Source organism: Klebsiella pneumoniae subsp. pneumoniae HS11286 (genome assembly GCF_000240185.1).
Taxonomy (GTDB): Bacteria; Pseudomonadota; Gammaproteobacteria; order Enterobacterales; family Enterobacteriaceae; genus Klebsiella; species Klebsiella pneumoniae.
The window spans coordinates 783606-796298 of sequence record NC_016845.1; the positions used below are offsets into that span (position 1 = coordinate 783606).

Below are 12693 nucleotides of genomic sequence, written 5' to 3' on the forward strand. Positions count from 1 at the left end.
CCTCTGCCGCTCCCGGCATGGGACCCTGATTCGTTCTTCACCTGTCAGTTCAACGTGCCATCGTGCGTATGGGTTAAATCATCATGCCGAACACGATGCTGGCGATGACCAGCACAATACCGCCGCCCAAACGGGAGGAGATTTGCGCATAAGAGATAAGGTTCATACGGTTACAGGCAGAGAGAACTTCCAGGTCGCCGGAGCCGCCGCGGTTGGCCATACACAGGCCTGCAGTGATGGCCGATTCTATTGGGAAGAAGCCCATCAGCCAGCCACCGATCGCCGCGCCGAGCACCGCACCGATAACGATAATGGCGGCGATAACAACGTTAGCGAAGGTGATGGCGTTGATAATTTCCTGTAGGTCGGTGTAGCAGACGCCGACCCCGACCATCAGCACCCACAGCAGCTGTTTGGAGAAGAAATCAGACAAGCGTTTAGCACCGGCTTTGATTTCCGGTGAGCACAGCCCGGAGGCGTTCAGCGCGGCGACGATCAGCACCATCCACGCGAAATAGTGAATAGCCACACCGCCAATGCTGGGCAGAATTTTCTTCGCCACGACGTAGGCCAGCAGGAAGCAGGTAGTGGACAGCACCAGACCGACGGCGGTTTCGCGATGGGTGATTTGTCCCGCTTTCTCATCTTCTTCCACTTTGAACGAGGCTTTACGCACCAGTTCCCCTTCGCCGCTCAGCCAGGTGTGTTTTTTGCCGATGATATCGAGGACGGCGGCAAAGACGATGGCGAAGATGTTAGCGATGGTCAGAATAGCGATAGCGGTTGAGTAATACTCTTCGCGAGAACGACCGGTGACGGAGTGGTAAATCTCCGACAAGGGGACCGCGCCCGCGCCGTTGCCGCCGCCCATGATCGGCAGGACGTACAGCATCATGATGCGATCCACTGGAATACCGAACACCAGGCCGATAGCGATGCCAAAAATAGACGCGCCGACAATGCCCATCAGGATAGTTGGAATATAGCCGAGCAGTGATTTCAGCAGCAGGCGGCGGTTTACCGACAGAATTGCTCCGGTAATTAATACCGCGATGAATAAGTTAAGGAAGTTACTCTTATCCATAACGTTGCTGATAGCATCGATTTCTTTCTGCGTAAAAATACCGGCATAGACAAAATAAGCCGCCACCAGGAAAATCATCACCGGAGCGCCACCGATATATTTGTTGAATATTGGCAGGCGCTTGCCAATTTCCCCGAATATAGCGCCGATAATAAACATGATGGCAAAGCCGCCGACGATATCGGTGGGTAATGCGTTATAAAAATGTGAAAGTAATAGTGTAATTAACGCAAATGCGTAAAGGGGGAGCGGCATGCCGAAGATTTTAAATCCCAGCAGATCGCTAACGCCCTTTTTCTCCGTCGCCGGAGCCTGACTCATGTTAGTCATAAACGTTACCCTGTTTATTGATGGAGTAGTAAGACCGGCGCATAGTAATAAATAGACCCAGGGGTAAGGTGTGATTATCTTCACTGAATACTCGTGTTTTTTATTAATTTAATTGTTTTTATGATTCTGAATTAATTAACAACATAAAAACCATAAAGCCAATTAAGCCACGAGAAAAACTGTGACTTAAATACAAGAATCCATAGCCGAACGCTGGCGAAATACAGTTCGTTTTGAAATGACGAAGCGCTAAAAAATGACACTGATATTAAAACGCGTTCAGCTATTAAAAGATAAACCGCGGCGAGAGGCGATCGATCGGTTTCTCCGCCAGCATCAACTGTCGTTAGAGGCCGACTGCGAAATGGCGATTATCGCCGAGTATCAGCAGCGGCTGGTCGGCTGCGGTGCTATCGCCGGCAATGTGCTGAAATGCATCGCCATCGATCCCTCGCTGCAGGGGGAGGGGCTGAGCCTTAAATTACTGACCGAGCTCCTGACGCTGGCCTATGAGCTGGGGCGCAGCGAACTGTTTTTGTTCACTAAACCTTGCAATGCCGCGTTATTTTCCGGCGCCGGCTTCTGGCCGATAGCCCAGGCGGGCGACCGCGCCGTGCTAATGGAAAATAGCCGCGAACGGCTGACTCGTTACTGCCGACAGCTGGCGATGTACCGTCAGCCGGGAAGAAAAATCGGCGCTATCGTGATGAATGCCAATCCCTTCACCCTCGGCCACCGCTGGTTGGTAGAACAGGCGGCCAGCCAGTGCGACTGGCTGCATCTGTTTGTGGTCAAAGAAGATGCGTCCTGCTTTTCCTATCACGATCGCTTCAAACTCATTGAACAGGGGATTACCGGCATCGATAAGGTGACGCTGCATCCCGGTTCGGCGTATCTGATCTCGCGGGCGACGTTCCCCGGCTATTTCCTGAAAGAGCAGGGGGTGGTTGATGACTGCCACAGCCAGATTGACCTGCAGCTCTTCCGCGAGCGCCTGGCCCCGGCGCTGCAGATTACCCAACGCTTTGTCGGCACCGAGCCGCTGTGTCCCCTGACCCGTAATTACAACCAGCGCATGAAGTCACTACTGGAAGCGCCAGGCGACGCGCCGCCCATTGAAGTAGTTGAGCTTGCGCGAATCGAAAAAAATGGTGGACCCGTGTCGGCCTCCCGAGTGCGCGAACTCTATCGACAGCGCAACTGGCAGGCGGTCGCGGCGCTGGTGCCGCCGGGGACCCTCTCTTTTCTGATGCAACTGGCGGAGAGCGAACATCAAACCGCCTGATTTTTATGCCCTAACTAAGGATTTTCCCCTATGGAAATGAAGATTGACGCCCTGGCCGGCACGCTGGAGTCCAGCGATGTGATGGTCAGGATTGGACCGGCGGCGCAGCCGGGCATTCAGCTGGAAATCGACAGCATTGTGAAACAACAGTTTGGCGCTGCGATTGAGCAGGTAGTGAGAGAAACGCTGGCTCAGCTTGGCGTGAAACAGGCCAACGTGGTGGTCGATGATAAAGGCGCGCTGGAATGTGTTTTGCGAGCTCGCGTACAGGCCGCGGCGCTGCGCGCGGCGCAACAGACCCAATTACAATGGAGCCAGCTATGAAACCACGTCGCAGTATGTTGTTCATCCCTGGCGCCAATGCCGCCATGTTAAGCACGTCATTCGTCTACGGCGCTGATGCGGTGATGTTCGACCTGGAAGATGCCGTTTCGCTGCGCGAGAAAGATACCGCTCGTCTGCTGGTGTATCAGGCGCTGCAGCATCCACTGTATCAGGATATCGAAACCGTGGTGCGCATTAACCCGCTGAATACGCCGTTCGGTCTTGCCGACCTTGAAGCGGTAGTCCGCGCGGGCGTGGATATGGTGCGTCTGCCGAAAACCGACAGCAAAGAAGATATCCATGAGCTGGAAGCGCATGTTGAGCGGATTGAACGCGAGTGCGGCCGGGAAGTGGGCAGCACCAAGTTAATGGCGGCGATCGAGTCGGCGCTGGGCGTGGTGAACGCGGTGGAAATCGCCCGTGCCAGCCCGCGTCTGGCGGCGATCGCGCTGGCGGCCTTCGATTACGTGATGGATATGGGCACCTCCCGCGGCGACGGTACTGAACTGTTCTACGCCCGCTGCGCTGTACTGCATGCCGCCCGCGTTGCCGGCATCGCCGCCTATGACGTGGTGTGGTCGGATATCAATAATGAAGAGGGCTTCCTGGCGGAAGCGAATCTGGCCAAAAACCTCGGCTTTAACGGCAAATCGTTGGTTAACCCACGACAAATTGAACTCCTGCATCAGGTCTATGCCCCAACGCGCAAAGAGGTCGATCACGCGCTGGAAGTGATTGCCGCGACGGAAGAAGCCGAAACGCGAGGTCTGGGTGTGGTATCGCTGAACGGCAAGATGATCGATGGACCGATTATCGACCATGCTCGCAAAGTGGTGGCGCTCTCGGCTTCCGGTATTCGTGATTAAGGGGAATAAGATGAAAGAGACAGTAGCAATGCTTAATCAGCAGTACGTGATGCCGAATGGACTGACACCTTATGCCGGCGTAACGGCGAAAAGTCCCTGGCTGGCGAGTGAGAGCGAAAAGCGCCAGCGCAAAATCTGCGATTCGCTGGAAACGGCAATCCGTCGCTCCAGCCTGCAAAACGGCATGACCATCTCGTTTCACCACGCGTTTCGCGGCGGTGACAAAGTCGTCAATATGGTAGTGGCGAAGCTGGCGGAAATGGGTTTTCGCGATCTCACCCTGGCATCCAGTTCGCTGATCGACGCCCACTGGCCGCTGATCGAGCATATTAAAAATGGCGTGATCCGCCAGATCTACACCTCCGGCCTGCGCGGCAAGTTGGGCGAGGAGATCTCCGCCGGTTTAATGGAAAACCCGGTGCAGATCCACTCCCACGGCGGTCGCGTACAGCTGATTCAAAGCGGCGAGCTGTCGATTGATGTCGCGTTTCTCGGCGTTCCTTGCTGCGATGAGTTTGGCAACGCCAACGGCTTTAGCGGTAAATCACGCTGCGGTTCGCTGGGCTACGCGCGCGTCGATGCCGAGCACGCTAAATGCGTGGTGCTGCTGACCGAAGAGTGGGTGGATTATCCTAACTATCCGGCCAGTATTGCCCAGGATCAGGTGGATCTGATAGTCCAGGTAGATGAAGTCGGCGATCCGCAAAAAATTACCGCGGGTGCCATCCGTCTGACCAGCAACCCGCGCGAGCTGCTGATTGCCCGCCAGGCGGCGAAAGTCGTTGAGCACTCCGGTTACTTTAAAGAGGGTTTCTCGCTGCAGACCGGTACCGGCGGCGCCTCGCTGGCAGTAACTCGCTTCCTTGAAGATAAAATGCGCCGTAACGGCATTACCGCCAGCTTCGGCCTCGGCGGTATCACCGGGACGATGGTCGATTTGCACGAAAAAGGGTTGATCAAAACGCTGCTCGATACCCAGTCCTTCGATGGCGACGCGGCGCGTTCGCTGGCGCAGAACCCGAACCATGTCGAGATCTCCACCAATCAGTATGCCAGCCCGGGCTCCAAAGGCGCCTCCTGCGAGCGCTTAAACGTGGTGATGCTCAGCGCGCTGGAAATTGATATCGACTTTAACGTTAACGTGATGACCGGTTCTAACGGTGTGCTGCGCGGGGCGTCCGGTGGCCATAGCGATACCGCCGCCGGTGCGGATTTGACCATTATTACCGCGCCGTTAGTTCGCGGCCGTATTCCCTGCGTCGTGGAAAAGGTGCTGACCCGCGTCACGCCGGGGGCCAGCGTGGATGTGCTGGTCACTGACCACGGCATTGCGGTCAACCCGGCACGTCAGGACCTGATCGACAATTTGCGCAGCGCAGGCATTCCGCTGATGACCATTGAGGAACTGCAGCAGCGTGCTGAGCTGTTGACTGGCAAGCCGCAGCCGATCGAATTCACCGATCGGGTGGTGGCGGTGGTGCGCTATCGCGACGGTTCGGTCATCGATGTGATTCATCAGGTGAAAAACAGCGACTAAACGCAGAGGGGAAAGGCCATGAGCGACGTGTTAATTAATCCTGCGCGTGTGCGGCGCGTGAAGCCACTGAGTGCCGAAGAGGTGGTCAGCGCGGTAGAGCGCGCGCTGTTGACCGAAGTTCGCCTGACCCCAAAGCCCGGGTTGGTGGATATTCGTAACGCTGGCGCGCACTGGGATATGGATCTGGCCTCGTTTGAGGCCAGCACCGCGGTGGTGGCTCCGTGGATGGAGAAATTTTTCATCATGGGCCACGATACTGCGGCGGTCGCGCCGGAGCATGTATTGATGATGCTGCGCCCGGTAGGGATGGCCTGTGAGAACGATATGCTGGAGGCCACCGGCGGGGTGAATACCCATCGCGGGGCGATCTTCGCTTTTGGCCTGCTCAGCGCGGCGGCGGGCAGGCTGGTGTCGAAAGGTGAGCCGATAGAGCAGCACCGGCTTTGCGACCAGGTGGCGCGCTTCTGTCGCGGCATGGTTATGCAGGAGTTGTCTTCTGCTGGCGGGGAACGGCTCAGTAAAGGCGAGGCTCATTTTCTACGCTATGGTCTCTCCGGGGCCCGCGGCGAGGCGGAGAGCGGTTTCCTGACGGTGCGTACCCAGGCCATGCCAGTCTTTACCCGCATGATGGAAGAGACCGGCGACAGTAATCTGGCGCTACTGCAAACCCTGCTGCATCTGATGGCGTGGAATGATGACACCAACCTGGTCTCGCGCGGCGGGCTTGCCGGGCTGAACTTTGTCCAGCAGGAGGCGCAGCGACTGCTGTGGCAGGGCGGCGTGCTGGCGGACGGCGGGCTGGAGGCGCTGCGACAGTTTGACGATGAGCTGATTGCCCGCCATCTCAGCCCTGGCGGCAGCGCCGATCTGTTGGCGGTGACCTGGTTTTTATCCGCGTTTCCCGCCGGCGCGCTTTTCCCGCTGTAACCCACTGCAAAACCGCCTTCGCACGCACTGTACGGGCGAAGGCACCATCATTAGCCTTCCCGGTTGTCATCCGGTAAACACGGAATCGCGGCACAATCGTATAGTTTTTACTGATATCGTCCGCCGTTTGTCATAAATTTCTAATTATCGGCGTTTTTGAGTAGCGGCCCGCTGACGGGCTGGTTACTCTGAAAACAATTTACGTAATGTTAACAAAAGAGAATAGCTATGCATGATGCACAAATCCGCGTGGCCATCGCCGGCGCGGGCGGCCGGATGGGACGCCAGTTAATTCAGGCTGCATTGCAGATGGAAGGCGTGGCGCTGGGCGCGGCGCTGGAGCGCGAAGGGTCAAGCCTGGTGGGCAGCGACGCCGGCGAGCTGGCGGGCGCCGGCAAAGCGGGCGTCGCGGTGCAGAGCAGCCTGGCGGCGGTAAAAGATGATTTCGACGTGTTGATCGATTTTACCCGCCCGGAAGGCACGCTGAACCATCTGGCGTTTTGCCGCGAGCACGGCAAAGGGATGGTCATCGGCACCACCGGTTTTGACGACGCTGGCAAACAGGCGATTCGCGATGCCGCGCAGGACATTGCCATTGTCTTCGCCGCTAACTTTAGCGTTGGCGTCAACGTCCTGTTGAAGCTGCTGGAGAAGGCGGCAAAGGTGATGGGCGACTATACCGACATCGAAATTATCGAAGCGCACCACCGGCATAAAGTGGATGCGCCGTCAGGCACCGCGCTGGCGATGGGCGAAGCGATCGCCGGGGCATTGAACAAAGATCTCAAGGACTGCGCGGTCTACAGTCGTGAAGGCTACACTGGCGAACGCGTCCCGGGCACCATCGGCTTCGCGACCGTTCGCGCGGGGGATATCGTCGGGGAGCATACGGCAATGTTTGCTGACATCGGTGAGCGTATTGAAATCACCCATAAAGCGTCCAGCCGCATGACCTTTGCAAATGGCGCTGTTCGTTCAGCATTGTGGCTGAAAGGCAAGAAAAATGGCCTGTTTGATATGCGTGATGTGCTGGATCTGAATAGTTTATAACGATTATTACCCATCGTAATGTGGTTATTGCTATCAATAAGTTATTGATGCAGAGGGCAATATTTTGTTGCCCTTTTTTATTTTTGCGAATTATGGCGTATGTTTTAAGTGTAATGCGTAAAAAATACAATATTAGCGTGTTTTTTAGTGAATGAAATGTAAATTTTGACCATTTGGTCCACTTTTTTGCCGAGCATCGCTCTGTTTTACACTCTTCCACATCCGCAAGCGTTTTCTCAGCCAGGTTTGTTGATCTTTTTGGCGTAAAAATCACGGGTTACGCACCAGTGGCGTAAAATGACATTAAAAATCTCCGCTTTAAGTTGACTTTTATCCGACATCTCTCCAGAATGCCGCCGTTTGCCAAAAATCTGCGGGCAACAGATTTGCATTGATTCAGATCGTGTTTATGAATTAATATGCAAATAAAGTGAGTGGATATTCTCTGGAGGATGTTTTGATTAAGTCAGCGCTATTGGTTCTGGAAGACGGAACCCAGTTTCACGGTCGGGCCATCGGGGCAACCGGCACGGCGGTTGGGGAAGTCGTTTTCAATACTTCAATGACCGGTTATCAAGAAATCCTCACTGATCCTTCCTATTCCCGCCAAATCGTCACTCTTACTTATCCTCATATTGGTAATGTCGGCACCAACGCCGCCGATGAAGAATCTTCTCAGGTACATGCGCAGGGTCTGGTTATTCGCGACCTGCCGCTGATTGCCAGCAACTTCCGCAGTACTGAAGACCTCTCTTCTTATCTGAAGCGCCATAACATCGTGGCGATTGCCGATATCGATACCCGCAAGCTGACGCGTCTGCTGCGTGAGAAAGGGGCGCAGAACGGCTGCATCATCGCGGGCGACAGCCCGGATGCCCAGCTGGCGCTGGAAAAAGCGAAAGCGTTCCCGGGCCTGAACGGCATGGACTTGGCGAAGGAAGTGACCACCGCAGAAACCTATAGCTGGACGCAAGGTAGCTGGACCCTGGCGGGCGACCTGCCGGAAGCGAAAGCGGAAAGCGAGCTGCCGTTCCACGTTGTGGCATATGACTTCGGCGCGAAACGCAACATCCTGCGAATGCTGGTTGACCGCGGCTGCCGCCTGACGGTGGTGCCGGCGAAGGCCTCCGCCGCGGACGTGCTGGCGCTCAATCCGGACGGTATCTTCCTCTCCAACGGCCCTGGCGACCCGGCGCCGTGCGATTACGCTATCGAGGCGATTGAAAAATTCCTTGAGACCGATATTCCGGTATTCGGCATCTGCCTTGGCCATCAGCTACTGGCGCTGGCGAGCGGTGCCAAGACCATTAAGATGAAGTTCGGCCACCACGGCGGCAACCACCCGGTGAAAGATATTGATAACAACGTGGTGATGATCACTGCCCAGAACCACGGTTTCGCCGTAGATGAGGCGACGCTGCCGGCCAACCTGCGCGTGACCCATAAGTCGCTGTTCGATGGCACCCTGCAGGGGATCCATCGTACCGACAAACCGGCGTTCAGCTTCCAGGGGCACCCTGAAGCGAGCCCGGGGCCGCACGATGCCGCGCCGCTGTTCGACCACTTTATCGAGTTAATTGAGCTCTACCGTCAGTCCGCGAAATAATCAGGAGTAAAAGAGCAATGCCAAAACGTACAGACATAAAAAGTATCCTGATTCTGGGCGCGGGCCCGATTGTTATCGGTCAGGCGTGTGAGTTTGACTACTCCGGCGCCCAGGCCTGTAAAGCGCTGCGCGAAGAGGGCTACCGCGTTATCCTGGTGAACTCTAACCCGGCGACCATCATGACCGACCCGGAAATGGCCGATGCCACCTACATCGAGCCGATTCACTGGGAAGTGGTGCGTAAAATCATCGAAAAAGAGCGCCCGGATGCGGTGCTGCCGACCATGGGCGGCCAGACGGCGCTGAACTGCGCGCTCGAGCTGGAGCGTCAGGGGGTCCTGGCTGAATTCGGCGTGACCATGATTGGCGCCACCGCCGATGCGATTGATAAAGCCGAAGACCGTCGCCGTTTCGATATCGCAATGAAAAAAATCGGCCTCGACACCGCGCGCTCTGGTATCGCCCACACGATGGAAGAGGCGCTGGCGGTTGCCGCCGACGTTGGTTTCCCGTGCATCATCCGTCCGTCCTTCACCATGGGCGGCACCGGCGGCGGTATCGCCTATAACCGCGAAGAGTTCGAAGAAATTTGTGAACGCGGCCTGGATCTCTCTCCGACCAACGAACTGCTGATCGATGAATCGCTGATCGGCTGGAAAGAGTACGAGATGGAAGTGGTGCGCGATAAGAACGATAACTGCATCATCGTCTGCTCCATCGAAAACTTCGACGCCATGGGGATCCACACCGGTGACTCCATCACCGTTGCCCCGGCGCAGACCCTGACCGACAAAGAGTACCAGATCATGCGTAACGCCTCGATGGCGGTGCTGCGTGAAATCGGCGTCGAAACCGGCGGCTCTAACGTGCAGTTCGCGGTCAACCCGAAAAACGGTCGCCTGATCGTTATCGAAATGAACCCGCGCGTCTCCCGCTCCTCGGCGCTGGCCTCTAAGGCCACCGGCTTCCCGATTGCTAAAGTGGCAGCCAAGCTGGCGGTAGGTTATACCCTTGACGAGCTGATGAACGACATCACCGGCGGCCGCACCCCGGCTTCCTTTGAACCGTCCATTGACTACGTGGTCACTAAAATCCCACGCTTTAACTTCGAAAAATTCGCCGGCGCCAACGACCGTCTGACCACCCAGATGAAGTCTGTCGGCGAAGTGATGGCGATTGGCCGTACCCAGCAGGAATCCTTGCAGAAAGCGCTGCGCGGTCTGGAAGTGGGCGCTACCGGCTTCGACCCGAAAGTGAGCCTCGACGACCCGGAAGCGCTGACCAAAATCCGCCGCGAGCTGAAAGATGCCGGCGCTGAGCGTATCTGGTATATCGCTGACGCGTTCCGCGCGGGCCTCTCGGTTGACGGCGTCTTCAACCTGACCAACATCGACCGCTGGTTCCTGGTACAGATTGAAGAGCTGGTCCGTCTGGAAGAGAAAGTGGCGGAAGTGGGCATCAACGGCCTCGACGCTGACTTCCTGCGCACCCTGAAGCGTAAAGGCTTTGCCGATGCGCGTCTGGCGAAGCTGGCGGGCGTGCGGGAAGCGGAAATCCGCAAGCTGCGCGACCAGTATGACCTGCACCCGGTCTACAAGCGCGTGGACACCTGCGCTGCGGAATTTGCTACCGATACCGCCTACATGTACTCCACTTATGAAGAAGAGTGTGAGTCCAACCCGTCCGTTGACCGCGATAAAATCATGGTCCTCGGCGGCGGCCCGAACCGTATCGGTCAGGGTATCGAATTCGACTACTGCTGCGTACACGCCTCGCTGGCGCTGCGCGAGGACGGTTACGAGACCATCATGGTCAACTGTAACCCGGAAACCGTCTCTACCGACTACGACACCTCCGACCGTCTGTATTTTGAGCCGGTGACCCTGGAAGACGTGCTGGAAATCGTGCGCATCGAGAAGCCAAAAGGCGTTATCGTCCAGTACGGCGGCCAGACCCCGCTGAAACTGGCTCGTGCCCTGGAAGCTGCCGGCGTGCCGGTTATCGGTACCAGTCCGGACGCTATCGACCGGGCGGAAGACCGTGAGCGCTTCCAGCACGCGGTTGACCGTCTGAAGCTGAAGCAGCCGGCGAACGCCACCGTCACCGCCATTGAGCAGGCGGTAGAGAAAGCGAAAGAGATTGGCTACCCGCTGGTGGTGCGTCCGTCTTATGTGCTCGGCGGCCGGGCGATGGAGATCGTCTATGACGAGCAGGATCTGCGCCGCTACTTCCAGACCGCGGTCAGCGTCTCCAACGACGCGCCGGTGCTGCTGGATCGCTTCCTCGACGATGCGATTGAAGTGGATGTCGATGCCATCTGCGATGGCGAAATGGTGCTGATTGGCGGCATCATGGAGCATATCGAGCAGGCAGGCGTCCACTCCGGCGACTCCGCCTGTTCCCTGCCGGCCTACACCCTGAGCAAAGAGATTCAGGATGTAATGCGCGAGCAGGTGCAGAAGCTGGCCTTCGAGCTGCAGGTTCGCGGCCTGATGAACGTCCAGTTCGCGGTGAAAGATAACGAAGTTTATCTGATTGAGGTCAACCCGCGTGCGGCGCGTACCGTACCGTTCGTCTCCAAAGCCACCGGCGTCCCGCTGGCGAAAGTGGCGGCGCGCGTGATGGCCGGTAAGACTCTTGCGCAGCAGGGCGTGACCAAAGAGATCATCCCGCCGTACTACTCGGTGAAAGAGGTGGTCCTGCCGTTCAATAAATTCCCGGGCGTTGACCCGCTGTTAGGGCCAGAAATGCGCTCCACCGGGGAAGTGATGGGCGTCGGCCGCACCTTTGCCGAAGCGTTCGCCAAAGCGCAGCTGGGCAGCAACTCGACCATGAAGAAACAGGGTCGCGCGCTGCTCTCCGTCCGCGAAGGCGATAAAGAGCGCGTGGTTGACCTGGCGGCGAAGCTGCTGAAGTTTGGCTTCGAGCTGGATGCGACTCACGGTACGGCGATTGTGCTGGGTGAAGCGGGCATTAACCCGCGTCTGGTGAACAAGGTGCATGAAGGTCGTCCGCACATTCAGGACCGCATCAAGAATGGCGAATATACCTACATCATCAACACCACCGCAGGTCGCCAGGCGATTGAAGACTCCAAGCTGATTCGCCGCAGCGCGCTGCAGTACAAAGTGCATTACGACACCACCCTGAACGGCGGCTTTGCCACCGCGATGGCGCTGAACGCTGACGCCACCGAGAAGGTGATTTCGGTTCAGGAAATGCACGCGCAAATCACTAAATAAGCTTCCCGGCCTGGCCGGATAGCAACAATCCTGGGCTGACGACATCGTCAGCCTATTTTTTTGGGCCGCAGCCATCTTCAGAGAGTTCTGCTTTTAACCCCCTGTCGGGTCAGGCTAACTATAGTTAGCACCATAACGATACCTATTGATGAAAAGACAGGAGGATACAATGCGGAACAATATTCTGGTGGCATCCGCACTGGCAGCGACGGCAATCATGTTCGTGGCCGGCTGCTCATCGAATCAGTCGATCAAAACCACCGACGGCAAGACCATTGTCACCAGCGGCAAACCGCAGGTGGATGATGACACCGGCCTTGTCTCATACAAAAATGCCGAAACCGGCCGCGTGGAGCAGATTAACCGCGACCAGGTGAAGTCCATGGACGAGCTGGATAACTAAGGCCTGACGTTAACCCTCAGGGCGCGCGTTGCGTAAGCC

Annotated in this window: 12 protein-coding genes; 10 read left to right on the plus strand and 2 right to left on the minus strand. The window is 56.8% G+C overall.

Translation table 11 applies throughout. The annotated features are described in order from the left end of the window. Positions 1 to 73: 73 nt before the first annotated feature. Positions 74 to 1414: a putative citrate-sodium symport gene (locus tag KPHS_07430; RefSeq protein YP_005225043.1), complete on the minus strand. Its 1341-nt coding sequence runs from the start codon at positions 1412 to 1414 to the stop codon at positions 74 to 76. A 256-nt stretch (positions 1415 to 1670) separates the two neighbouring features. On the opposite strand from KPHS_07430, the gene KPHS_07440 reads away from it, so the two are divergent. From KPHS_07440 to KPHS_07500, 7 genes are all read left to right on the plus strand, one after another. Continuing rightward, entirely contained in the window at positions 1671 to 2699 is a 1029-nt protein-coding gene (locus KPHS_07440) for a putative citrate lyase synthetase (RefSeq protein ID YP_005225044.1), read from the plus strand. Between the two features lie 30 nt (positions 2700 to 2729). Further along, positions 2730 to 3023 (plus strand): citrate lyase subunit gamma, encoded by a 294-nt coding sequence (locus tag KPHS_07450; RefSeq protein YP_005225045.1) that lies wholly within the window; start codon positions 2730 to 2732, stop codon positions 3021 to 3023. Further along, on the plus strand, positions 3020 to 3889 hold the full coding sequence (locus KPHS_07460) for a putative citrate lyase beta chain (acyl lyase subunit) (RefSeq protein YP_005225046.1): 870 nt from the start codon (positions 3020 to 3022) through the stop codon (positions 3887 to 3889). Before KPHS_07450 ends, KPHS_07460 begins: the two co-directional genes overlap by 4 nt. A 10-nt stretch (positions 3890 to 3899) precedes the next feature. Further along, positions 3900 to 5426, plus strand: coding sequence for a Citrate lyase alpha chaincitrate lyase alpha-subunit (locus KPHS_07470; RefSeq protein YP_005225047.1), 1527 nt, complete (start codon positions 3900 to 3902; stop codon positions 5424 to 5426). Between the two features lie 18 nt (positions 5427 to 5444). After that, the gene (locus KPHS_07480; RefSeq protein YP_005225048.1) at positions 5445 to 6353 is read left to right on the plus strand and encodes a putative modifier of citrate lyase protein; all 909 of its coding nucleotides are present in this window, start codon (positions 5445 to 5447) and stop codon (positions 6351 to 6353) included. Between the two features lie 228 nt (positions 6354 to 6581). Continuing rightward, a complete protein-coding gene (locus KPHS_07490; RefSeq protein YP_005225049.1) occupies positions 6582 to 7403 on the plus strand; it encodes a dihydrodipicolinate reductase in 822 nt (273 codons plus the stop codon). A gap of 20 nt (positions 7404 to 7423) precedes the next feature. Continuing rightward, complete coding sequence (locus KPHS_07500; RefSeq protein ID YP_005225050.1) at positions 7424 to 7558, plus strand: hypothetical protein; 135 nt, start codon at positions 7424 to 7426, stop codon at positions 7556 to 7558. Between the two features lie 81 nt (positions 7559 to 7639). On the opposite strand, the gene KPHS_07510 is transcribed toward KPHS_07500, so the two are convergent. Beyond that, positions 7640 to 7795, minus strand: coding sequence for a hypothetical protein (locus KPHS_07510; RefSeq protein YP_005225051.1), 156 nt, complete (start codon positions 7793 to 7795; stop codon positions 7640 to 7642). A gap of 65 nt (positions 7796 to 7860) precedes the next feature. Between KPHS_07510 and KPHS_07520 the strand changes: the two genes are divergently transcribed. From KPHS_07520 to KPHS_07540, 3 genes are all read left to right on the plus strand, one after another. Beyond that, positions 7861 to 9009 carry a carbamoyl phosphate synthase small subunit gene (locus KPHS_07520; protein YP_005225052.1) on the plus strand — a complete coding sequence of 383 codons (1149 nt, stop codon included), beginning with the start codon at positions 7861 to 7863 and terminating at the stop codon, positions 9007 to 9009. Between the two features lie 17 nt (positions 9010 to 9026). Then, positions 9027 to 12251, plus strand: coding sequence for a carbamoyl phosphate synthase large subunit (locus KPHS_07530; protein ID YP_005225053.1), 3225 nt, complete (start codon positions 9027 to 9029; stop codon positions 12249 to 12251). A gap of 169 nt (positions 12252 to 12420) precedes the next feature. Continuing rightward, complete coding sequence (locus KPHS_07540) at positions 12421 to 12654, plus strand: YgdI/YgdR family lipoprotein (RefSeq protein ID YP_005225054.1); 234 nt, start codon at positions 12421 to 12423, stop codon at positions 12652 to 12654. Positions 12655 to 12693 lie beyond the last annotated feature (39 nt).